This is a genomic window from Breoghania sp. (genome assembly GCF_963674635.1).
In the GTDB taxonomy this organism is placed as follows: Bacteria; Pseudomonadota; Alphaproteobacteria; order Rhizobiales; family Stappiaceae; genus Breoghania.
The window spans coordinates 4105989-4128309 of sequence record NZ_OY771475.1 but is presented as its reverse complement, the minus strand read 5'-3'; the positions used below and the strand labels follow the sequence as shown (position 1 = coordinate 4128309).

Genomic DNA, 22321 nt, shown 5'->3' with positions numbered 1-22321 from the left:
ACAATCGCACAAAACCGAAGCATCTGGCGCGCAAGGCAGGTCTTTGGAACGGGCGCTCGGCAGATCGCCTCCTGTTAAACATGCGGAATACGGTAACGGGTGCATTTTCTTGTTCGCAGCTCCACCCCAATGTGCATCAAGACACTCAGGAAGAAAGTAAAAATAATGAAAAAAACACCCTCCTCGATATTTCCAAAGATATACGAGACGATAAATCAGTATTTTCTCTTTCCCGACACGTATCACGCGGATTCACGGGGATTCAATCGCCATACAAGGCTCGACAGTCTGGCGATATGACACCGAATTTGCCGTCGAAGAAACCTTCTCTATGGTTTCAATTTCTGTTCAGGCAGGCTACTAAGATCACATGAGTGTAAAACTGATCGTCAAAAAACTCTCCAAGCTCTTCAACGACCCGAAGGGTGAGGGGTTAAAGCGCCTCCAACGCGGTGAATCGAAAGAACATATTTTTCGCGAAACCGGTGTTGTCGTTGGCGTCAACGATGTCAGCTTCGAGGTTCAGGAAGGCGAGATCTTCGTCATCATGGGCCTTTCGGGGTCAGGCAAGTCCACCCTGGTGCGCATGCTCAACGGCCTCATTCCGCCGACATCTGGTGAAATCTGGATCGACAAAGACGACATCGCGTCCTGCGGCAAATCCCGCCTTCGCGACATTCGTCGCCGCAAGATCACCATGGTCTTCCAGCATTTCGCCCTGTTTCCGCACAAGACCGTCGGCGAAAACGTCGCCTACGGGTTGAAGGTCAAGGGCGCCGGCAAGGACGAGCGTCGCCAGACGGCGATCAACGCGCTCGCCAAGGTCGGCCTTCAGGATCACGCCGACAGCCTGCCTTCGCAACTTTCCGGCGGCATGCAGCAGCGCGTGGGTCTGGCCCGCGGACTGGCAACCGATCCTGAGATCCTTCTCATGGACGAACCCTTCGGGGCGCTCGATCCGCTGATCCGCCGGGAGATGCAGGAAGAGCTGGTCGTTCTTCAGAAGGAACTCAAGAAGACCATCATCTTCATCACGCACGATCTCAACGAGGCGCTGCTTCTGGGGGATCGCATCGCGATCATGAAGGACGGCTCCTTCGTGCAGGTCGGCACCGCGCAGGATATCGTTTCCGAGCCCGCCGACGATTATGTCCGCGCCTTCGTGGCCGACATCGATCGCAGTCGCGTCTACACCGCCTCCGACATTCTGCAGGAAGCCTCCCAGGTTCCCTACACGGCGACCGCCGCAGATGTTCTGAAGGTCATGGATTCGAACGAGATCGAGACCATCCACGTGGTGCAGAAGGGCAAGGCCATCGGCTTCGTCACACGCCACGACGCAAGCTCGGTCGATCCGAATACCCCGGTCCGCAAACTGATGCAGGCCGAGCCGCCTTCGGTGAACGAGGACGTCTATCTGAACGAGCTGTTCTCCGCCGCCCAGAGCGGTGTGCCCGTTGCAGTGACCGACGAGAAGGGGCGCCTGCTGGGCGTGATCGCACCTGAATCCATCTTCGAGCACCTGATCCCCGATGAGGATCCGGCAGAAGAAGAAACGGACGATGCAGGATCCGCAGAGACTGCGGCTCCCCAAGCGACCACCCTCGCCGATGCAGGCGAAACCGAAAAAGAAGAAGGGAGGGCGTGATGATCAGTCCCCACGATCTCGTCACCATTCCGTTCGACGACTGGATGAACACGTTCGTGCGTGGCTTCCTGGTCCCGTACTTCCGCCCGTTCTTCCGCGCTCTTCAGGTGCCGGTCACCGAGGTTCTGAACACCCTCGACGCCTTTCTGTCGTGGGTGCCGATGGTCGTCGTCACCGCGGTCTTCGCCCTCCTGGCCTGGCGCATCGTCAGCCGCAACATGGCGATCCTCGCCATTATCGGCCTGGCCTTCGTCGACATGATCGGCCTGTGGCCGGAAACCATGACGACGCTTTCGATGATCATCACCTCAGTGCTGTTCTGTACGGTCATCGGCATTCCGGTGGGCATTCTGGTCGCGCGCAATGACCTTGCGTGGAAGATCGTGCGCCCGATCCTCGACGTCATGCAGACGGTCCCGAGTTTCGTCTATCTGGTGCCAATCGTCATGCTCTTCGGCGTCGGCATGACGCCGGGCATCATCGCGACCATCATCTTCGCCCTGCCGCCCATCATCCGCATGACCAATCTCGGCATCCGCAACGTGCGCGCCGACCTGATCGAGGCGGCGGAAGCCTTCGGATCCACCTCATGGCAGATGCTGTGGGAAGTGCAGATCCCGCTCGCCATGCGCACCATCATGGCCGGTCTCAACCAGACCCTCATGCTGGCGCTGTCCATGGTCGTCATTGCCGCGCTTATCGGCGCGGGCGGACTTGGCCTCGTCGTCAATACCGGCCTGGGCCGTCTGAATGTCGGACAGGCCATGTCCGGCGGCGTTGGCATCGTCATTCTGGCCATCATTCTGGACCGCATTACCCAGGGTTTGGCGGAACCGCGGACAGGCGGCTCGTCGCTGCGCGATGCGCTGATGTCCTTCTTCCGGGGCCAGAACACGGAAGCTGCACCTTCGGCGACAGCCGGGGCCGCGGCGCCACAGGACAAGGCGGCCTAAGGGCCGTCTTCCGCCGGGCCCTTGCGCCCGGCACACCGAGGGCCGTGTATCCGTGGGAGGGTCCGGCCCCGCATTCCCATTCCAAAGACGGAGAGACATATGCGTCATCTAATGCGTTCCCTGACAGCCGTGGCCGTGATCGCGGCCGGCCTTTCGCCGATGGCTGCCATGGCCGAAGAGCCCGGCGATGGTGTCACCGTGAAGATGTCTCAGGCGACCTGGGATACCGGCTGGTTCCACGCCGAGATCTACAGCCAGCTCCTTCAGAAGCTCGGCTACGACGTGAAGGGCCCGACCACGCTCGACGCGCCCGCCTTCTACCAGTCCGTCGCCCAGGGCGACATGGACCTGTGGGTGAACGGCTGGTTCCCGCTGCATGAGACCTACAAGGACACCATCGACCAGGGGGCCGAGATCGTCGGCGCGGTCGCCAAGGGCGGTGCTTTGCAGGGTTACCTCGTCGACAAGAAGGCGATCGACGAATTCGGCATCAAGTCGCTTGAGGACTTCAAGCGCGACGACGTCAAGAAGGCGTTCGACCGCAATGGCGACGGCAAGGCCGACCTCGTGGCCTGCCCCCCGGGCTGGGGCTGCGAGGTGCGTATCTCCGAGACGCTCGACAAGCTCAAGCTGACCGACGACATCAACCAGATCAAGGCCGGTTACTCCGCCTCCATGGCTGATGCCATCGCCGCCTATCAGGCCGGTGAGCACGTGCTGTTCTACACCTGGACGCCGAACTGGACGGTGAACGAGCTGTCCCCGGGCAAGGACGTGATGTGGATCGAGGCCACCACCGACGACAGCATCGAGATGCCGGAACCGGCTGTCGGCCTCGAAACCTGCGTCGCCGACCCCTGCACCATGGGCTTCCAGGCCAACGACATCGTGCCGGTCGCGAATTCCGAGTTCCTGAAGGCCAACCCGGCCGCGAAGAAGCTGCTTGAGGAAGTCAAGATTCCGCTCTCGGACATCTACGCGCAGAACTCCGCGATGAACGATGGCGACGACGACGTGAAGGCTCAGGCCGCCGCGTGGATCGAAGCCAACAAGGCTGCCGTCGACGGCTGGCTGGAAGCTGCGCGCGCCGCCGCGAAGTAAGCCGGACTTCGGCTGAGCCTTTTCAGGCAATGACAGGACCGGGCGCCCCGTGCGCCCGGTCTTTTTGTTTGGGAAGAGGTGTGCGGGAGGTCAAAAGCGGCGCGGGACAGGCCCTCCCTCCTGTAACCCTTCGCGTGGCGCGCGCAGGGCGCGTCGCGAAGGATCGGCTGGCCGCACCGCTTCCGCGCCCTGCCCTTTATCGGTCGATCACCACATCGGAGGTCGGGCGGGAACAGCACAGCAGGACCTGGCCCTGATCGATCTCGCGCTGGCGGATGCCGCCGCCATGCTTCATGTCCACCGAACCGGAGATCATGTGGCTCTTGCAGCTTCCACATAGCCCACGCGCGCAGGAGGATGGCAGCTTGAGGCCCGCCGCGCGCGCCGCGTTCAGGATGGTCATGTCCGGCGCGCATTCCAGCACATGGCCGCTGCGCGCAAGCTCCACGCGGAACGTATCGTGCTGCACCTCCTCCATCGCCTGAAACTCTTCCAGCGCGATGTCCTCGTCCTGTGCCGCAAAATCGAAGCTCTCCTGATGGTAGCGCTCCATGTCGAAGCCAAGCTCGCCCAGCATGATGCAGACCGCTTCCATGAAAGGAGCAGGCCCACAGCAATAGATGTCGCGCTCATCGAGATCGGGCGCGATGAGCTGGAGCATCACCGGCGACAGTCGCCCGGTCAGTCCTGGCCAGCTCTTTTCGGCGGAGAGGTTTTCGCAGATCAGCGCCAGCCGCATCCCGTCCTGCTGGCGCGCCATCATGTCGAGTTCCTGGCGAAAGATGATGTCGGCGGGACTGCGCGCTGCATGGACAAAGATCATGTCGCGATCCTCGCCCAGATCCGTGCTGGTGCGCGCCATGGACATGAGCGGCGTGATCCCGCTTCCCGCCGAAAGAAGCAGCCATTTGCGCGGCGAGGCGAGATCGGGCGTGAAATCACCCATCGGTCCCGTGGCGCTGATTTCCATGCCGGGTTTCAGATTGTCGTGCAGCCAGTTGGAGGCGATGCCTCCGGGCACACGCTTCACCGTGATGGAGGCCCGGAAAGGCCGCGCGGCAGACGCCGAGATCGTGTAGCAACGCTGGATCGTGCCGCTTGGGAGGGGAAGGTCGAGCGTCAGGAACTGGCCCGGCCTGAAGCGGAACTGGGCGGGTGTGCGCGGCGCAAAGACAAAGGTCTTCACGTCGTGGGTTTCCTCGCGCACCTGCCGACAGACGAGCACCTCGTCCACATCCGCGTCCCACACGGGCAGCACGGTTTCCATATCGCCTTTGAACGCTGGCGGGGTCTGCATGAGCATGACGGTCTGATCCTCATTTCCACGCGCGGGCCATGCCGGCCCTGTCGATTGCCCCGTCACTCTGCCGCCACCGTCTCATCGACGCGGGTCAGCGATTGTCCAAGCCCTGCAGCGATGCGCCCGGCGTACCACTGGCAGAAGCTCTCCACGAAACTTTCGGTGAATTGCGAATAGGGCCCAGCTTCATAGGCAGGCTGCGCGATGCCGCTATGGGCCAACGCCACCAGATCCGCATCCTGCTGGTTGGTCATGGTCCACACGCGGGTGAGGTTTTCCAGATCGTAATCGACCCCTTCCACCGCATCCTTGTGAACGAGCCACTTCGTGCGCACCAATGTACGGTCCGGACCGAGCGGCATGCACATGAAGGTGACCGCATGGTCGGCCATGAAGTGGTGCCAGGAATTGGGGTGCGTCCAGAAGGAAAGCCCGCCGAGCCGCCCATCTGTGAAGGAGCCGAGCAACTTCTTGCAGGCGCGGCGCGTATCGAGTGTGTGGGATTCGCCCGCCCCCATCAGCACAAGCCGCTGCGTGCGATAGCCCGTCACTGCGGCAAGGTTCTCAAGCTCCTGCGAGGGCAGCCCCATCTTCGCCCAGCGCGCATAGGCAACATCAAGCTCGGCCTGATATTTGGCGACATCCGCCTTGCGATAATCGTCGAGTTCATCGGGGGCGAAGCCGAAGCCGTATTCCTGCAAAGGCACCGTCAGCTCCGGATGGTTGCCCGCGCAGTGATAGCACTCGCGGTTGTTCTCCATCGTCAGCTTCCAGTTGCCGTATTCAATCAGGTCCCAGGAGTGGGCAACCTTCGAATTGGCAAGATCATGCGGCGCGATATAGGGCGAAATGTCTTGCGCCATGCGGTCGAAATCATCAGGAGCCTCATCGGCCAGACAGATGAAGATCAGCCCCGCCAGCGTGCGCAGGTGAACCGGCTTCAGCCCGTGGCAGGAGCGGTCGAAATCCGGCCCCATATGCTCGGCGAAAAGCAACTCGCCCGTCTCGCCATAGGTCCAGCCGTGATAGCGGCACACGATGTTGCCAACCGTGCCCTTCGGTCCACTCAGAAGCCGCGCGCCGCGGTGACGGCAGACATTGTGGAAGGCGCGGATTTCACCGTCCTCGCCGCGAATGACGAGAACCGAACTCGCCCCCACCTCCACGGTCATCACGTCGCCCGGTTCCGGCACATCGGGCGTCACGCCCACGAAGATCCAGTGACGGTAGAAAATCAGGTCCATGTCGAGATCATGCACCGCCTGGCTCTTATAGAGCGGCGCATCGAGACTGTAGCCGGGCATGCGCCGACGCAACATGTCCATGATCGCGTGTGCGTCCGTCATGACGATCATTCCCTCCCTGACAGGGCTTCCACGGCCACGGGCGGAACACATCCGGCGAGGCTGACCGGCGCATGGCTCGGGCCGCAGGAGAATCTGCAATCCGCTGATTGTCTGCTTCGCAGAAAGGCCCGGCGTACTGATTTGCGACAGAGAGTTTTCTCAAACCGACAAGATTACGCAGAACCCCGGAAGCCGCCGCGTCATTTTTTCGTGTCGGCGCTCCTGCTGTCCTCTTCGGGACCAAGAAAACGATGCGCGACGAGATAGTCATAAAGGGCGGCTGCGGCTTCATCGGGCGTGGGGCGAACCATCACCTGCCCATCGCCTGCGCGCGCCTCCGTCATCGCCTTCATGCGCTGCGCTGCCGAGGCGCCTGTGGGAAGTCCCATGCGCTTGGGGCGTGCGCGCCAGGGTTCCGTCTCGCACATGGTGAGGAAACCGTCCGCCACGCTTTCAACCGCATGGGGTTCGATGATCCCGCGCCGCGCCCGCGCAAAGGCAGGCGCACGCGGTTCCGGCGCGGCGGCATTGACCGGCAACACCGCGGGAAGGCGCAGTGTGACCTGCCTGCGCCGGCCGCGCGGCAGGGCCTGTAGGACGGTGACCTCATCGCCCAGGCTCACTATTCCGGCCACATCGGCAACGAGCGAAGCCCGCAGCGCTTCGGCCAAGAGATAGGGCACCATTCCGCTGCCCTCGCCCGCCTCTGCGCGCAGGCCAGTGAGAACGATATCCGGACGGATCGCCTCCAGATGGGCCTTGAGGGCAGGCACCGGATCGTCCCCGTGCGCCACATCCAGCACATGAAGCCTGTGCAGTCCCATGCCGAGATAGTCGCGCAAGGCATCCGCTGACGGATCGCCCGCGTGAACAGCATGGATTTCCGAAGGCCCCCAAGTAAGATCGACCGCTAGACCGAGCGCCAGTTCCAGCGCCTTCGCATCGAGCTCCGCGCGGCGCGCACGACCGTTTGCCGGATGCCGACCAAGGGAAAGAAAAACCGCGATCCTCATTCCGCTCTCCCCCGTTTTGACGTCAGAAGCCGGATAAGCGCGGGCATGACTTGTTGAGCATCCGCAACGATGGCGAGATCCGCGCGCTTGACCATGTCCGCATGAAGATCGGTGTTGACCGCCACGACGCGGCCCACCCTCTGAATGCCCTGCAGGTGCTGCGGCGCGCCCGATATGCCGAGCGCGAAATAGCAACCAGCGGTCACCAGCGTACCCGAGGCCCCGACCTGCCGCTCACGCGGGAGATGTCCCTGATCGCAGACAACCCGGCTCCCCGCGCGCGTTGCCCCCAGCAATCCGGCAAGTTCGGCGAAGGCGTCCCAGTCCGTCACACCATTGCCGCCACTCAGCAGAAAATCGGCCTCTGCCAGCGCAACCGTATCGGGATCCACCGGCACGGCGTTCGCCTCCACGATGCCCTTTTGAACGGCCTCACACTCCGGCCCCTCGATCTCGCGCGCCTCATGCGGCGCGCCTTCGTGACGGGCGAAGGCATCGACGGCAATCGTCAAGAGCCGGGGCACCTCGACGCTCAACGCATCACGTCCCCCATTGGCCCTGCGGATCGCGCGGCCCTCGCGGATATCCTCAACGCCTGCGAAGAGCCGCTCGCCCAGCCGCGCCGCGACACGGCGCGCGATATCGCCATCGTCCTGCGTCTCCGCAAAGAGCACATGGGCCGGCTTCAGCGAGGCGATGGCGGCAAGCACCGCGCCAGCGCGTGCTTCCGGGTCAAAAATCTCGGGCTCGGGCCCCGAAAGCGGCATCACCCGGTCCGCCCCGGCTTGCGCCCAATCCTCCGCCTTGAAGGGAGAAGCGACACAAACCGCCCCACCGCCCGCATCGGCGATCGCGCGCGCCGCACCGATCATCTGCCGGTCGATCTCACGAGCCCTGGCAATCACCAGGACATGAAAGACCGGGTCCGCGATGATGCGCGGTTCCGGCGCGACCTTGACGGCCAGATCCTCGACATGCCTTGCGCCGGTTCCCGGCAAACCACCGCCTTTCCGGGCGATGCGAAGCCGAGGGCTTTCCGCCACCGTCGCAGCCTTGCGCTCCGCCCGCGGATTTCGGCGCGGCCGCCCCTCGGGCCTTGCAGCCGTCAGCCCGTAACGCGGGCGGGCCTTTGCCGGCAGAAGCTTCGCCGCCCGCTCGGCCCTTGGGTCACGGCGCTTTCTCATGTCGCCGCCTCCAGCACCAGTTCCGCGATGTCGCGCACCTCCGGGCGTGGCTCCACCACCCCTTCCAGCATGGCGGTACAATTGGGACAGGCAACCGCCACGCAGTCTGCCCCTGTGGCGCGCGCCTGATCCATGCGCTGATCGGCGATGCGGAATTCGCCCTCGATATCGGTGACCGGGGCCCCGCCCCCGCCGCCGCAACAGCGCGAAAAGAGGCCGGAATGCTCCATTTCCCGCCGCTCCAGCCCCAGTGCATCCAGAAGCCTGCGCGGGGCCTCCGTCTCCCCGTTATAGCGGCCCAGATAGCAGGGATCGTGATAGGTCACCGTGCCGGAAAGCGGCTTCAGCACCAGCCGCCCGCACTCGACCAGATCCGCCAGAAAGGCTGTGTGATGAAGCACCGGGCGATCCAGTCCGAAGGCCGGATATTCGTTTCGCAGGCAATGGAGCGCATGTGGATCCATAGTCACGATACGGTTGAAATCGAGCCCCGCCAGTTGCGCGATGGTGCGGACAGCGAGCCCCTGGAACGTCGCCTCGTCCCCGAGCCTGCGGGCGAGGTCTCCACAATCAAGCTCATCCGCCCCCAGGACCGCGAAATCCACCTCAGCCAGCCGCAACAGCCGGATCAGCGCGCGGAGCGAACGTTGCCCGCGCAAGTCGAAGGCCGCATCGCCCAGCCACAGGAGCACGTCGAACGTCCCGGCTTTCGCAGCAAGCGGCAGGCGGAGATCGGACGCCCAGTCGATGCGGCGGGCGGCTTCAAGTCCGCCGGGATTGTCCGCATGGCGCAGCGCCTCCAGCACGTCAGATGCCTTGCCGGGAGCCGCACCCAGTTCCAGTGTCTGAAACCGGCGCAGATCGACGATCGCATCCACATGCTCGATCATCATCGGACAGGCCTCCACGCAGGCCCGACACGTGGTGCAGGCCCAAAGCGTATCGGGGTGGATTGCCGCGCCGTCGCCCACCAGCGCCTGGTCAGGGCCGCTCGTCCCGCGGGCCCGCCCCCCGGGATGGCCATGCCCCGCATAGTCCGGCGCCCCATGCGAAAGCGCGCCCGCAATATCCTGAATGAAGGCCTTCGGGTTCAGCGGCAGGCCCGCCGCATAGGCCGGGCACAAGGTCTCGCAGCGCCCGCACTGAACGCAAGCCTCAAAGCCAAGCAGCCGGTTCCAGGCAAAGTCGCGCGGCACCTCCGCCCCGAGCTTCTCCGCCTCCAGATCGAGCGGCAGCAGCGCACTCTGGCGCTCGCCACCCTGATCGGAAAACCGTGAAGGCCGCGGATGAACGACCAGATGCAGCGCGCCGTTGAGCGCATGTTTCAGCGGCCCGCGCCCGATGCCCAGGAGCAGATCCGCCGCACCGACAAGCCCGATGCCCGCGAAGAGGAGCGGCACAAATTTCGGCAGCCCCCCTCCAAACGTGACATTGAGCGCGACGACCAGAAACCCCAGGGAATAGGCCAGCAGCGCAATCGGCAACCAGGCGAAGCCGCCGCCGGAAAGCTCACCGGGTCGCAAGACCTGTCGCCGCCAGCCGACCATCGCCGCTCCGCAGGTCATGGCGCAAAGCGACACCGCCACGATCCCCCAAAGCCAAGCTCCGCCAACTCCCGGCACCCCGGCAAGACACATCAGACCGAGCGAGGCCAGAAAACCGCCTGCCGTAAGCGCATGAAAGCGCGCATTGAAGGGCTTTCGCGCCACCACATCATGCACATCCGTGAGATAGCGGCGCGGCAACGCCTTCAATCCGGCGGTAAGATCGACATGGGCAGCTGCGCCCGCCTGCCAGCGCCGCGAGGCATGAAGCGCCAGCATCGCCGCACAAGCCAGAACGATCAGAAGGCCAAAGCTGGCGAGCGCCGCCGCCATGCCTCAGAGGTCCTTGCAAAGGCGCGCCGCATCATAGATCGCGGCATGGATGTTGCGGCTGGCGACCGCATCGCCGAGCCGGAAAAGCGCATAACCGCCCGACCCGTTGAGCCCGGCAACCGCAGGCTGCGGCTTTCCCGCCAGAAGCGCATCGATATCCATCTCACCGCGATTGACGGAAGCCTCCTTCAATTCGTGATAGAGACCGTCTTCCGGCAGCGTCCCGTATTCAACGACGATCTGATCGACGAGCCGCTCCTCCTCCTCGTGCGTGAATTCGTTGCGTAGCACCGCAACGCGCTTGTTTCCTTCCGCGTAGATCTGCACGAGGTTGAGGTTCGGCGAGAGGATCACCCCCGCACGGTAAAGCTCGCGCAGGTGAATGGGCTGGTTGGTGCCGCCGATTTCCTCCCCCACCATGCGGTCCAGCGTGGCGATCTCGACAAGCGCGCCCTTCTTCGCCAGCACCTCCGCGCAGGACGGCGCCTGATGCTGGCCGGTGCCGTCATAAACGAGAATGCTCTCGGCAGGCTCCACCTCGCCGCTCAACATCTCCCACGTGGTCTGGGCAAGCTCAGCGCCCGGAATGGAACCGCGATTGGCCGTCCCGCCGGTGGCGATGAGCACCACATCCGGCGCGAATTCGGCGATTTGCGCGGCATTCGCCTCCGTGCCGAGACGAAGATCCACGCCCTTTTTCTCAACCTGCTGGGCGAGCCAGCGCGTGATCCCCGTCAGCGCCTCGCGCCATGTGGCCTTGGCCGCAATGGAGACCTGACCGCCCGGAGCGGCGTTCTTTTCAAACAGCACCACCTCATGCCCGCGATCCGCCGAGATGCGCGCCGCCTCAAGCCCGCCCGGACCGGCACCGACAATGGCAACCCGCAAGGGCTTTTGCGCCTTGGCGATCACATGCGGCATGAAGGCTTCGCGCCCCGTCGCCGCGTTCTGGAGGCACAACGCATCGTTGCCCGCATAGATCCGGTCGATGCAGTAGCCCGCGCCGACGCATTGGCGGATATCGTCGGCGCGCCCCTCCATCAGCTTCTTCACGATATGCGGGTCCGCGATATGGGCGCGCGTCATGGCGACCATGTCGATATGGCCCTCCTCGACGGCCCGCGCGGCTGTCGCAAGATCGGTAATGCGCTGGGCATGGAAAACAGGCACGCCCACCTCGCGCTTGATCGCGCTGGCGAGTGCCAGAAAAGGAGCAACGGGGAAGGACATGTTGGGCAGCGAGATTGCATGCGCAATGTGATCGCGCGCCTGCCCGCCGATGAGATTGACGAAATCCACCAGCCCGCGCTCCGCGAGCGTGCGGGCGATGGTCAGGCAATCCTCGTGGCTGAGGCCGTCATCGATCAGTTCATCGCCCGACATGCGAATGCCGATGATGTAATCCTCGCCCACCGCCTCGCGCGCCGCGCTCAGCGCCTCGATGGAAAAGCGCATCCGGTTCTCCAGGCTGCCGCCATACTTGTCGGTGCGCTTGTTGGTGGCCGGGCTCCAGAACTGGTCGATCAGATGGCCGTGGGCGGCGGAAAACTCGCACCCGTCGAGACCACCTTCCTTGCAGCGGCGCACGGCCTGGGCAAAGTCGGCGATGATGCGGGCGATATCGGTGTCTTCCATCTCCTTCGGCACGGAGCGGCTTGCCGGTTCGCGCTCGGTGGAGGGCGAGACCGTCGCCAGCCAGTTCTCCGTATCCCAACGGGTGCGCCGTCCCATATGGGTGAGCTGCACCATGAGCGCCGCACCATGGGCATGGATGCGGTCGGAGAATGTGCGGAAATGCTCGATCACGCTGTCATCGGCGACCGAGATCTGGTTCCAGGGTGTCGCCGGACTGTCGGGCGAGACGGAAGACGACCCGCCGAACATGGTGAGCCCGATGCCGCCGCGCGCCTTTTCCTCGTGATAGAGCTGGTAGCGCTCCTGCGGCTTGCCGTCCTTGCCGTAAGACGGCGCATGACTGGTGCTCATGACCCGGTTGCGGATCGTGAGCCCCTTGATGGTGAGCGGACGCAGCAAGGCGTCATGGGCAGCGGACATGAACGGTTCCCTCCTCCTCACACAAGAGTTTGAAAGCCCGACCGCGGCCCGTCACATCCCGTTGCGACAGTTCCTGCGCAAAATGCGACAGGATGACGTTCAGTCAGCGATATTCCGCCATCGCGTCTTGAAGCCAGTGCCACAGATATTCGGCAAAGGAGCGCCGGGGCATGAGATCGAATGTCGGGGCCTCATCCACCTGATGCAGGATCACGCCGGCCCTGACGACAAGCGTCTGTGCACACTGACCGGGCCCGAACTGCGAGGGATGCAGATCGAGGCTGCAGCCCTTGGCAAGAAGCAGCCGCGCGGGCACACCGGATAGCCGGAATTGCGCGCGGTTGCCGGTCACATCCGTCACCGCGCAATGAAAGGCGGAAAGCGCGCCGCGCAGCTTCGCGACCAGATCGCCTTCGCTGCCGGGTTTCCCCAGAACCAGCCATTCATCCGGCCCGAGCCAGAGAACGGTGATCTCCTCGCCCGTCACGCTGCGGTTGGGCTCCAGCGGCAAGGCACAGCCAAGCACCCCACGCACCGTGTCCAGAAAGGCCTTGTCCCCGGGATCTCCGCGAAGATTGATCTGCGCCGGAACGGGCATTTCCCACACTGTCAGCGGACCGGCCTCAAGGGCCGCTTCCGCCGCACCGAAAATCCGAGCCATCGCGCCTGCGCGCGGCAATGTTGCTGCATCAACCATCGAGGCGCGTTCCTTCCCTATCGAAGAAGACCGGATCCACAACCTTGCAAGTCACGGTCTTGTCGCCGAGCGGAGCATGGACGGTCTGATCGCTCCGGTTGCGCCCGTTCTTGATCAGGGCAAGCGCAATGGAGCGGCCAAGCGTGGCGCTGTAATAGCTCGACGTCACATGGCCCAGCATGGGAACCGGCGGTGTCCCATCGGCCAGCTCGGTGATCTGGGCGCCCTCCGGCAGAACTACCTTCGGGTCGTCCGTTAGGAGACCGACGAGGTGCTTGCGGTCGCTTCGCGCCGTATCTGGCCGCGCAAAGGATCGCTTGCCGATGAAATCGGGTTTCTTCTTGGAGACGATCCACTCCATGCCGAGATCGAAAGGCGTGACGGTTCCGTCCGTTTCCTGCCCCACGATGATGAAGCCCTTTTCCGCGCGCAGAACGTGCATCGTCTCCGTGCCATAAGGCGTCAGATCGTATTTCTCGCCAGCGGCAAAGATCGCCTCCCAAAGCGCCATGCCCATATGGGCAGGCACGTTGATTTCGAAGGACAACTCGCCGGTGAAGGAGATCCGGAAAATGCGGGCGGGAAGCCCCGCAACCGTCGCCTCTTTCATCGACATGAAGGGGAAGGCTTCCCTGGAGAGATCTAGATCCGGGGCCAGTTCGGCCACCAGATCGCGCGCCTTGGAGCCTGCGATGGAGGCGGTCGCCCACTGCTCGGTGACGCTGGTGAGATACACCTTCAGATCAGGCCATTCGGTCTGGAGATAATCCTCCAGCCGGTCCATCACCATCGCCGCATTGCCCGTGGTGGTGGTCATCAGGAAGTGGTTTTCGCCGATGCGGCTTGTCACGCCGTCATCGTAGATCATGCCGTCTTCCTTGCACATCAGGCCATACCGACACCGCCCGACACCGAGCTTCGACCAGGCGTTGGTGTAGACGCGATTGAGGAATTCCGCCGCATCCGGGCCCTGAATGTCGATCTTGCCGAGTGTGGAGGCATCGAGAATGCCGACCCCGTTTCGAACCGCGAGGCACTCCCGGTTCACCGCCTCGCGCAGGGTCTCGCCCCCGCGCGGATAGTACCAAGGGCGCTTCCACTGCCCCACATCCTCGAATTTCGCCCCTCTGGCCACGTGCCAGCCATGCATCGGCGTGACACGGGCGACATCGGAAAGATCGCCCACATCGCGCCCGGCCAGGGTGCCATAGGTCACCGGCGTATAGGGTGGGCGGAAGGTCGTGGTGCCAACCTGCGGGATCGGACTTGCAAGCTCCCTCGACAGGATCGCCAGCGCATTGACGTTCGACGTCTTGCCCTGATCGGTGCCCATGCCGGTTGCGGTATAGCGCTTCAGGTGCTCGACGGAGCGATAGCCCTCGCGCGAGGCGAGCTTCACATCCGTGACGGCGACATCGTTCTGAATATCAACGAAATGCTTGGCTTTGCCGAAGCCCACCGGCTTCAGACCCGGCACGATCCAGAGGGGATGGATCGGAGCCGCCTCCGGTTCCTCGGCAATGGCGGGCAACGGCGTCTCGTCCGCAGGCGAAAGCCCGACCGCTTCCACAGCGGCGCGCCCCGCCGCGCGGCCCTCGCTCAAGGCACCCGCAAGTGTGAACTCGCCGCGACATGCGCCGACGGAAACCTCCTCCTGCACGGAGCGATCCGGCACAAAGCAGGTCTTTTCCGCGTCATAGCGAACCTTGCCGCCCGACTGGGACATGAGATGCACCGAGGGTGTCCAGCCTCCGGAAACGGCGACGAAATCGCAGCCGATCCGCTTCACGGGCCCGCCGATGGTCTCGCCATCTGAGGAAAGCGCCGCAACATCGACGCCTTTCACCCGCTTGCGCCCCTGAACGCCCGCAATCACATGCCCCGCCAGGACCCGAAGCCCCGCGGCTTTTGCTTCCTCGACAATCGCGCCGGTGAGCCTTGCGCGCACATCGATCACCGCCGCGACCCGGCACCCTGCGCGCGCCAGATCGATGGCCGCGCGATAGCCGCTGTCATTGTTGGTGAAGACGACGCCGCAATCGCCCGGAAGCGCCCCGAAGCGGTTGGCATAGGTGCGCGCAGCGTTGGCGAGCATCACACCGGGGCGGTCATTGTCGGCAAAGATCAGCGGGCGCTCATGGGCACCGGTTGCGATCACCACGCGCTTGGCCCGAACCTTCCAGAGCCGCTGGCGCGCGCCCTTCGTGCCGCGCGCCAGATGGTCGGTCCGCCGCTCGCTCAGGATCAGATAATTGTGGTCGAAATAGCCGGTCACCGTGGTGCGTGGCAGAAGCTGCACGTCCGAATAGGAGGCGAGCTCGGCGCGGATCTTCTCAACCCATTCGGTAGCCTTCATGCCGTCGATCTGCGTGTGCTGGCCCAGAAGATCGCCGCCGAATTCGCCCTGCTCGTCGGCAAGGATCACCCGCGCGCCCGCCTTCGCCGCCTCAAGCGCCGCCATCAGTCCTGCCGGCCCCGCCCCCGCTATCAGCACATCGCAATGGGCGTGCATCTTGTCGTAAATGTCCGGGTCGGCCTCGGTGGGGGCAACGCCGTAGCCAGCCGCCTTGCGGATCATCGGCTCGTAGAAGCGCATCCAGAAGCTTCGAGGATGCATGAAGGTCTTGTAGTAGAAGCCCGCCACGAAGAGCTTGGAGAACAGCCCGTTCACCGCGCCGATATCGAACTCGACGCTCGGCCAGGCGTTCTGGCTGGAGGCGATCAGCCCGTCATAAAGCTCGATCTGGGTGGCGCGGATATTGGGTTCGGAAAAAGCCCCCGTCTCAAGCTGCACCAGCGCATTGGGCTCTTCGGACCCTGCGGAATAGATGCCGCGCGGGCGGTGATACTTGAAGCCGCGCGCAACCAGATGCACACCATTGGCGATGAGCGCGGAGGCCAGCGTGTCGCCCGCATAGCCCTGATAGCGCTTGCCGTTGAAGGTGAAGCTCATGGGGTGCGAACGGTCGATCCGCCCGCCTTCCGTCTTGCGGAACCGCGCCATCACTTGCCCTCCTGAACGGGCGTGCTATCGCAGTGATAGACCCGCTTGATCTGATAGGTGAGCGTGTCCCGCTCCACATTGAACCAGCGTCGGCATCCGTGGGCGTGGTTCCAGCGCTCCTTGTGCGCGCCCTTGGTGTTGGTGCGCATGAACAGGAACTCCGCCCATTCCGCATCGCTCAATTGCGACGGATCTTGCGGGCGCGCGATATGCGCCTCCCCGCCATAGGAAAACTCGATTTCATCGCGCGGCCCGCACCAGGGGCATTGGATCAGCAGCATGTCACGTCCCCTCAGTGCGCCACGGCGGCAGCGCCGTGTTCGTCGATCAGATAGCCGGTGGTGAAGCGGTCGAGCGCAAAGGGCGCGTTGATCTCATGCGGCTCATCGCGCGCGATCGTGTGGGCGAAGACCCAGCCCGATCCCGTTGTCGCCTTGAAGCCGCCGGTCCCCCAGCCGCAATTGATGTAGAGATTGTCGACCGGCGTCTTTGAGATGATCGGGCTTGCATCCGGACACACATCCACGATGCCGCCCCATTGGCGCATCATGCGAAGCCTTGAGAAGATCGGGAACAGCTCCAGAAGCGCGCCCATCTGGTGCTCGATCATGTGGAAGGAGCCACGCTGGCCGTAACCGGTATAGGCATCGATCCCCGCCCCGATAACCAGTTCGCCCTTGTCGGACTGGCTCACATAGACATGCACCGCATTCGACATGACCACGCAGTCGATGACCGGCTTGACCGGTTCGGAGACCAGCGCCTGAAGCGGATGGCTTTCAAGCGGCAGGCGAAATCCCGCCATCTCCGCCATCACGGACGAATTGCCCGCCGTGACGATGCCGACCTTCTTCGCCCCGATGAAACCCTTGGAGGTCTCCACACCGGTAACCTTGCCGCCCGCGCGGCGGATGCCGGTCACCTCGCAATTCTGGATGATGTCGACGCCGCGCGCGCTCGCCGCCCGCGCCAGCCCCCAGGCCACCGCATCATGGCGCGCGGTACCGCCGCGCCGCTGCAGGGTTCCGCCCATAATCGGGTAGCGCACATCCTGCGAGATGTTGATGACGGGGCAGAATTCCTTCACCTCGTTCGCATCCAGCCACTCGCTGTCGATGCCGTTCAGCCGCAGCGCATGGGTGCGCCGCTGCGCCTCGCGCACATCCGACAGATTGTGCGCGAGGTTCAGGACACCGCGCTGCGAGAGCATGATGTTGTAATTGATGTCCTGGCTGAGCCCCTCATAGAGCTGCAGCGATTTCTCATAGAGCGCCGCACTCTCGTCCCACAGATAGTTGGAGCGGATGATGGTGGTGTTGCGGCCCGTATTGCCGCCGCCGAGCCAGCCCTTCTCGATCACCGCGACATTGGTGATGCCGTGTTCCCTGGCAAGGTAATAGGCGGTCGCAAGGCCGTGCCCGCCCGCCCCGATGATCACCACATCATATTCGGACTTCGGCGCGGCGTCGCGCCAGGCCCGCTCCCATCCCTGATGATGGGACAAGGCATTCTTCGCCAGCGCGAACAACGAATAGGACGCCATAGCGCAAACTCCCCTCGGCACATTCGACTAGAATGGAACCGAAGGCCAAGCTTACGCTAGAACAGGTAAGCCGCAGAATTTGAATATATCCGACATCGAGGACCTGTCGCGTATCGACATGGCTGCGGCGCGCAGCACACGTTGAAGGCAATGTTCCTCAACCGTGGAACCTAGGGTCGTACTGCGTTTTCCGGCTGGTTCCGCCGCTGATGGGCAGGATCATGTCCGCCTCGACCGTCTCGGCCTGTTTGCGCACTTTCGACGGATTGATCCCGAAGACATCGCGGAAGTGGCGGGAGAAATGCGCGCAATCGGCAAAGCCCGCCTCCAGGGCCACGTCGGTCACCGAGCGCGGCGAGGTTTTCAGCATCCATAGCCCATAGCGCAGCCGCAAAAGCCGGTAGAAACGGTTCGGGCTCATGCCAGTGGCGGACTGGAAAACCCGCTCGAACTGCCGTGTGCTGATCTTGAGACGCGCCGCGATCTCCTCCATGGCGAGCGGATTGCCGAGGTTCTGCTCCATCATCAGCATGGCGCGCCGTACGCGACCATCCAGCACCGGCCCGCCCACGGGCGGCGGCGGCTGGGACTGGTTGGCGGCCCTGCCAGGGTCGACCTGAAGAATGTGCATCGCCTTTTGGGCCGCCTGGGCCCCCAGGTGCCGCTCGATCAGATGGGCCGCCAGATCGACCACCCCCGCCCCGCCCGAACAGGTGATGCGGTCGCGATCCTCCACGAAAAGCTGCTCGGCCACCGGCACGAGATGCGGGAACTCCTCGATGAAATCGCGGAAATGATACCAGCTCACGCAGCAGGCCCGATCCTGCATGAGGCCGGAACGCGCAAGCACGAAACTCCCCGTGCACACCCCCACCAGCGCGATACCCGCTTTCGCCGCCCGCGCCAGACAGAGGCCGCACCTTGCGCATCGAGCTGCGGTCCGCGATGGAGAAGCCCCCCCACCACGACCAGATAGTCGAGCCCGGAGAGATCGAAATCATAAGGGGTATCTGGCGCAACGGTGATACCGCAGCTTGATTTGCGCGGCTCATCCGCATTGCCCAGCACATGCCAATGGCAGCGGATCGGACGGCTGCCGTCGCCCTCGTCAGCCGCCAGCCGCAACGCGTCGATGAAACTCGAAAGCGCCGTCAGCGTGAAATTGTTGGTCAGCAGGAAGCCGACGGAAAGCGCCGGTCGGCCAGAACTTGCCTGCCCGCCGCCTGCCCGCCCATCACCTGTCAGCCCGCCGCCTGCCGACCTGTTGCCCGTCCTGTCAGTTCCCATCTGCCGATCTCTTGCCGAGGTCACCACGCCTCCCGCTCCTCGCCAAGATCTTCCTCCACCGAGGCGAGCATCGCCAGGGCAGTCATCGCCTCTTCGTCCGCCAGCGCGACCGGCGCGTGCGCGGCGGCTTGCGTTCCCGCAAATGCGCTCATCCGGTAGCGGTTGGCGATCTGGTCGGAGCGCGGCGGCACACCGTAGTGATCGCGGTAACAGCGGCTGAAATGGGCAGCCGAGACAAAGCCGCAGCACACCGCCACCTGCTGCACCGTCTTCGACGTCTGGTGCAGAAGCTGGCGCGCGCGAATAAGCCGGAGCCCCAGATAATACTTGCCCGGCGAGCAGTTCATGTAGGTGCGGAACAGTCGCTCCACATTGCGCCGCGACTGGCCGAGCCGACGGGAAAGCGTCAGCAGGTCCAGCGGTTGTTCGATGGTCGCCAGCATGAGGCGGATGGCGGCCTGAAGCTCCTGCCGCTCCACGCCCAGCGGCTGCTGGATGATCGCATTCTGTTGCATCGCCGCCGGGCGGATCTTGTCATGCAGCATCTGCTCGGAAATACGCGCCGCAAGATCCTCGCCGTGGCGCGCCGCAATCCGGTGCAGCATCATGTCGGCCGCCGCCGTCCCGCCCGCGCAGGTGAAGCGGTTGCGATCGACCGCGAAGATTTCCCCCGTGGCGACCAGATTTGGGAAGTTCTCGGTGAAGCTTGCAAGACTGTCCCAATGCACCGTGCAGCGATAGCCATCGAGAAGCCCGGCGCGGGCCAGAATGTGGCTCGCGGTGCAGACCGCGCCCAGCGCCGTGCCCTTGGAGGCCACGCGCCTCAGCCAGGCCAGGACCTGCCGGTCGTCATACCAGTGCCCCTCGACACCGGCGCACACGACAAGCGCGGGCAGCGCAGGCGCATCGCTGATGGAATGGGACACACCGACGGGAATGCCGCTGCTCGCCTGCGCGCTCCCCCCATCGCGCGAGAGCAGCACCCAGTCATAAAGCGGCTTGCCGCTCAAATGATTGGCAAGACGCAACGGCTCGATCGCGGAGGCGAACGCGATCATCGAGAAATTCGGGATGAGCAGGAAACCGATGGTTTCCGCCGTGTCCGGGTTCTCCGAATGGTCCATATGTGTGAAACGGTGCGCGACCTGTCGACATCATGCCCGCCTGACCGCAATTGCAGGCGCACCAATGTGAATCCGACCGGCCGCCCCTCCGCGCCTCCGATCAAAGCGCCCGGCCAATCCCCGGCTCCCTAAAGCCGGGTGGGCCGAAAAGGCCCCGATCATGCCCTGCGCTTGCCTCAACCGCCTTTCCGAAAACGCCGGAAAGCCCTCAGAACCCTGCGTATCGCCGCCTCCCCCGACCGTCGGGGTTCCCGACCGGTCAGGCCCTCTTGTCCCGAGGCTCTCAATTCCTCGACGTTATTGAGATCGCGAACGCCACGCTTTCAGTATCGGCTTGTCCGAATACGAATGTAAAGCCGCACTTATGCTCTCTTTTGAGCAACAAAAGCTGAAATTTGAAGCATCCCGCCGCTTCGAACTTCCCTAAAGGCGTGCTAGGAAGACCTCCGCCTCCCCCACTCCAACAGACGGAGCCGGAGGTCACGTCCCGCACCGGGCGACGGGAGCCTTTCTTCTTCCGCCGCCGCCGCATCTCTCACCTTCCGCGAAAGCGTCGGGCAGGAAAAGCCGGGTCGCCGTCAAGCCGCAAACTGGCATTTGTCAGGGCAAAAGCTTGAGCTTCAACGGCCCCCCCCTATTTCCTGCGAGGACAACAAGCCGTCACCCAAGTCGGCAGACTGAAAGAGAACCCGGAGTTACCCATGACGACCTACCCCAGCGTTCAGCTCTTTATCGATGGCGAATGGTGCGATGCCGCCGACGGCCGCACACTCGAAATCATCGACCCGGCCACGGGCCAGGAGATCGGTCGCCTCGCCCATGCCGGCAAGGCCGATCTCGACCGCGCCCTTGAATCGGTGGAACGCGGCTTCAAGGTCTGGAGCGAAACCTCGGTCTTTGCCCGCTACAAGCTGATGCGCAAGGCGGCCAATCTCCTGCGTGAACGCGCGAGCGACATCGCGTGGATCATGACGAAGGAAAACGGCAAGCCGCTGGGCCAGTCCAAGGCAGAGGTCCTCGGCGGTGCGGACACCATCGACTGGCTTGCCGAAGAAGGCCGCCGCAGCTACGGCCAGATCATCCCCTCGCGCTTTCCCGGCGCCATCCAGATGACCATGAAGATGCCGGTCGGCCCCGTTGCCGCCTTCACCCCCTGGAACTTCCCGATCAACCAGATCGTGCGCAAGCTCTCCGCCGCGCTTGCCACCGGCTGCTCGATCATCGTCAAGGCTCCGGAAGAAACGCCGGCCTCACCGGCTGAGCTGATCCGCTGCTTCGTCGATGCGGGCATCCCCGCCGGCGTCATCAACCTGGTCTATGGCGTTCCCTCCGAGATCTCCGAATACCTGATCCCGCATCCGACCATCGCCAAGATCTCCTTTACCGGCTCCACCCCGGTCGGCAAGCAGCTTGCGGCGCTTGCGGGCCTGCACATGAAGCGCGCCACCATGGAGCTCGGCGGCCACGCCCCGGTCATCGTCTTCGATGACGCGGACGTGGAAAAGGCGATCAAGCTGATGTCGGTCCACAAGTACCGCAACGCCGGTCAGGTCTGCGTCTCGCCCACCCGCTTCCTCATCCAGGAAGGCGTCGCCGACCGCTTCACCGAAGGCTTCATCGAAGCCTCCAAGGCAACCAAGGTCGGCAACGGCCTTGAGGACGGTGTGGAGATGGGCCCGCTCGCCAACGAGCGACGTATCCCGGCACTGGAAGGCTTGATCAGCGACGCAGTCGATGCGGGCGCAACACTCCAGACCGGCGGCAAGCGCATCGGTAATCAGGGCTATTTCTTCGAGCCCACCGTGCTCACCGACGTGCCGACGACCGCGCGCATCATGAACGAGGAGCCCTTTGGGCCGGTCGCGGTGATCAACCGCTTTGCCGACGATGAGGAAGCCTTCACGGAAGCCAACCGTCTGCCTTTCGGTCTGGCGGCCTACTCCTTCACCAGCTCCTCCGAGCGCGCCCACGCGCTTGCCACGCGGGTGAATGCCGGCATGATGACCATCAACCATCTGGGCCTGGCGGTTCCGGAAGTGCCCTTTGGCGGCATCAAGGATTCCGGCTACGGCACCGAAGGTGGCTCGGAAGCCCTGGAAGCCTATCTGGAGACCCGCTTCGTCACGCAGATGCAATAGGCATCCGGCATCGCAAAGACACGAAAGCCCCCGGCGGGAGACAGCCTCCCG

General features: G+C 63.8%; 17 protein-coding genes. 4 read left to right on the top strand and 13 right to left on the bottom strand.

The features are described from left to right. Positions 1 to 370: 370 nt before the first annotated feature. The 3 genes from ABGM93_RS17870 to proX all read left to right on the top strand — a co-directional run bounded on the left by ABGM93_RS17870 (position 371) and on the right by proX (position 3702). Entirely contained in the window at positions 371 to 1648 is a 1278-nt protein-coding gene (locus ABGM93_RS17870) for a glycine betaine/L-proline ABC transporter ATP-binding protein (RefSeq protein ID WP_321501771.1), read from the top strand. Then, complete coding sequence (locus ABGM93_RS17865) at positions 1648 to 2601, top strand: proline/glycine betaine ABC transporter permease (protein WP_321501768.1); 954 nt, start codon at positions 1648 to 1650, stop codon at positions 2599 to 2601. Before ABGM93_RS17870 ends, ABGM93_RS17865 begins: the two co-directional genes overlap by 1 nt. Positions 2602 to 2700: 99 nt before the next feature. Continuing rightward, positions 2701 to 3702: a glycine betaine/L-proline ABC transporter substrate-binding protein ProX gene (proX, locus tag ABGM93_RS17860; RefSeq protein ID WP_321501766.1), complete on the top strand. Its 1002-nt coding sequence runs from the start codon at positions 2701 to 2703 to the stop codon at positions 3700 to 3702. 196 nt (positions 3703 to 3898) lie between these two features. Here the strand turns inward: proX and ABGM93_RS17855 are convergent, their stop codons facing one another. The 13 genes from ABGM93_RS17855 to ABGM93_RS17795 all read right to left on the bottom strand — a co-directional run bounded on the left by ABGM93_RS17855 (position 3899) and on the right by ABGM93_RS17795 (position 20132). Beyond that, positions 3899 to 5005 carry a 2Fe-2S iron-sulfur cluster-binding protein gene (locus ABGM93_RS17855; protein WP_321501764.1) on the bottom strand — a complete coding sequence of 369 codons (1107 nt, stop codon included), beginning with the start codon at positions 5003 to 5005 and terminating at the stop codon, positions 3899 to 3901. Between the two features lie 56 nt (positions 5006 to 5061). After that, entirely contained in the window at positions 5062 to 6357 is a 1296-nt protein-coding gene (locus ABGM93_RS17850) for an aromatic ring-hydroxylating dioxygenase subunit alpha (protein WP_321501758.1), read from the bottom strand. 191 nt (positions 6358 to 6548) lie between these two features. Next, entirely contained in the window at positions 6549 to 7361 is an 813-nt protein-coding gene (locus ABGM93_RS17845; protein WP_321501757.1) for an electron transfer flavoprotein subunit beta, read from the bottom strand. After that, on the bottom strand, positions 7358 to 8545 hold the full coding sequence (locus ABGM93_RS17840; protein ID WP_321501755.1) for an electron transfer flavoprotein subunit alpha/FixB family protein: 1188 nt from the start codon (positions 8543 to 8545) through the stop codon (positions 7358 to 7360). Before ABGM93_RS17840 ends, ABGM93_RS17845 begins: the two co-directional genes overlap by 4 nt. After that, positions 8542 to 10422: a DUF3483 domain-containing protein gene (locus tag ABGM93_RS17835; protein WP_321501754.1), complete on the bottom strand. Its 1881-nt coding sequence runs from the start codon at positions 10420 to 10422 to the stop codon at positions 8542 to 8544. The genes ABGM93_RS17840 and ABGM93_RS17835 overlap by 4 nt, the downstream gene beginning before the upstream one ends. Before the next feature lie 3 nt (positions 10423 to 10425). After that, a complete protein-coding gene (locus ABGM93_RS17830) occupies positions 10426 to 12477 on the bottom strand; it encodes an NADH:flavin oxidoreductase (RefSeq protein ID WP_321501752.1) in 2052 nt (683 codons plus the stop codon). A 103-nt stretch (positions 12478 to 12580) separates the two neighbouring features. Then, positions 12581 to 13174, bottom strand: a complete 594-nt coding sequence (locus tag ABGM93_RS17825; protein WP_321501750.1) for a sarcosine oxidase subunit gamma family protein — start codon at positions 13172 to 13174, stop codon at positions 12581 to 12583. Further along, positions 13167 to 16178 carry a sarcosine oxidase subunit alpha gene (locus ABGM93_RS17820; RefSeq protein ID WP_321501748.1) on the bottom strand — a complete coding sequence of 1004 codons (3012 nt, stop codon included), beginning with the start codon at positions 16176 to 16178 and terminating at the stop codon, positions 13167 to 13169. The genes ABGM93_RS17825 and ABGM93_RS17820 overlap by 8 nt, the downstream gene beginning before the upstream one ends. Further along, complete coding sequence (locus tag ABGM93_RS17815) at positions 16178 to 16459, bottom strand: sarcosine oxidase subunit delta (RefSeq protein ID WP_319775220.1); 282 nt, start codon at positions 16457 to 16459, stop codon at positions 16178 to 16180. The genes ABGM93_RS17820 and ABGM93_RS17815 overlap by 1 nt, the downstream gene beginning before the upstream one ends. An 11-nt stretch (positions 16460 to 16470) precedes the next feature. Further along, entirely contained in the window at positions 16471 to 17721 is a 1251-nt protein-coding gene (locus ABGM93_RS17810) for a sarcosine oxidase subunit beta family protein (RefSeq protein WP_321501746.1), read from the bottom strand. 157 nt (positions 17722 to 17878) lie between these two features. After that, positions 17879 to 18571, bottom strand: coding sequence for a helix-turn-helix domain-containing protein (locus tag ABGM93_RS17805; RefSeq protein WP_321501744.1), 693 nt, complete (start codon positions 18569 to 18571; stop codon positions 17879 to 17881). Continuing rightward, positions 18526 to 19008, bottom strand: a complete 483-nt coding sequence (locus ABGM93_RS17800; RefSeq protein ID WP_321501742.1) for a hypothetical protein — start codon at positions 19006 to 19008, stop codon at positions 18526 to 18528. The genes ABGM93_RS17805 and ABGM93_RS17800 overlap by 46 nt, the downstream gene beginning before the upstream one ends. Positions 19009 to 19028: 20 nt before the next feature. Continuing rightward, entirely contained in the window at positions 19029 to 20132 is a 1104-nt protein-coding gene (locus tag ABGM93_RS17795; protein WP_321501740.1) for a GlxA family transcriptional regulator, read from the bottom strand. A 701-nt stretch (positions 20133 to 20833) separates the two neighbouring features. Here ABGM93_RS17795 and ABGM93_RS17790 point away from each other — a divergent pair. Then, positions 20834 to 22270 carry an NAD-dependent succinate-semialdehyde dehydrogenase gene (locus ABGM93_RS17790; protein WP_321501738.1) on the top strand — a complete coding sequence of 479 codons (1437 nt, stop codon included), beginning with the start codon at positions 20834 to 20836 and terminating at the stop codon, positions 22268 to 22270. Positions 22271 to 22321 lie beyond the last annotated feature (51 nt).

Coding starts and splice junctions, on each gene's coding strand:
- ABGM93_RS17870 (WP_321501771.1), top strand. CDS start 371: ATGAGTGTAAAACTGATCGTCAAAAAACTCTCCAAGCTCTTCAACGAC.
- ABGM93_RS17865 (WP_321501768.1), top strand. CDS start 1,648: ATGATCAGTCCCCACGATCTCGTCACCATTCCGTTCGACGACTGGATG.
- proX (WP_321501766.1), top strand. CDS start 2,701: ATGCGTCATCTAATGCGTTCCCTGACAGCCGTGGCCGTGATCGCGGCC.
- ABGM93_RS17855 (WP_321501764.1), bottom strand. CDS start 5,005: ATGCTCATGCAGACCCCGCCAGCGTTCAAAGGCGATATGGAAACCGTG.
- ABGM93_RS17850 (WP_321501758.1), bottom strand. CDS start 6,357: ATGATCGTCATGACGGACGCACACGCGATCATGGACATGTTGCGTCGG.
- ABGM93_RS17845 (WP_321501757.1), bottom strand. CDS start 7,361: ATGAGGATCGCGGTTTTTCTTTCCCTTGGTCGGCATCCGGCAAACGGT.
- ABGM93_RS17840 (WP_321501755.1), bottom strand. CDS start 8,545: ATGAGAAAGCGCCGTGACCCAAGGGCCGAGCGGGCGGCGAAGCTTCTG.
- ABGM93_RS17835 (WP_321501754.1), bottom strand. CDS start 10,422: ATGGCGGCGGCGCTCGCCAGCTTTGGCCTTCTGATCGTTCTGGCTTGT.
- ABGM93_RS17830 (WP_321501752.1), bottom strand. CDS start 12,477: ATGTCCGCTGCCCATGACGCCTTGCTGCGTCCGCTCACCATCAAGGGG.
- ABGM93_RS17825 (WP_321501750.1), bottom strand. CDS start 13,174: ATGGTTGATGCAGCAACATTGCCGCGCGCAGGCGCGATGGCTCGGATT.
- ABGM93_RS17820 (WP_321501748.1), bottom strand. CDS start 16,178: ATGGCGCGGTTCCGCAAGACGGAAGGCGGGCGGATCGACCGTTCGCAC.
- ABGM93_RS17815 (WP_319775220.1), bottom strand. CDS start 16,459: ATGCTGCTGATCCAATGCCCCTGGTGCGGGCCGCGCGATGAAATCGAG.
- ABGM93_RS17810 (WP_321501746.1), bottom strand. CDS start 17,721: ATGGCGTCCTATTCGTTGTTCGCGCTGGCGAAGAATGCCTTGTCCCAT.
- ABGM93_RS17800 (WP_321501742.1), bottom strand. CDS start 19,008: ATGGGAACTGACAGGACGGGCAACAGGTCGGCAGGCGGCGGGCTGACA.
- ABGM93_RS17795 (WP_321501740.1), bottom strand. CDS start 20,132: ATGGACCATTCGGAGAACCCGGACACGGCGGAAACCATCGGTTTCCTG.
- ABGM93_RS17790 (WP_321501738.1), top strand. CDS start 20,834: ATGACGACCTACCCCAGCGTTCAGCTCTTTATCGATGGCGAATGGTGC.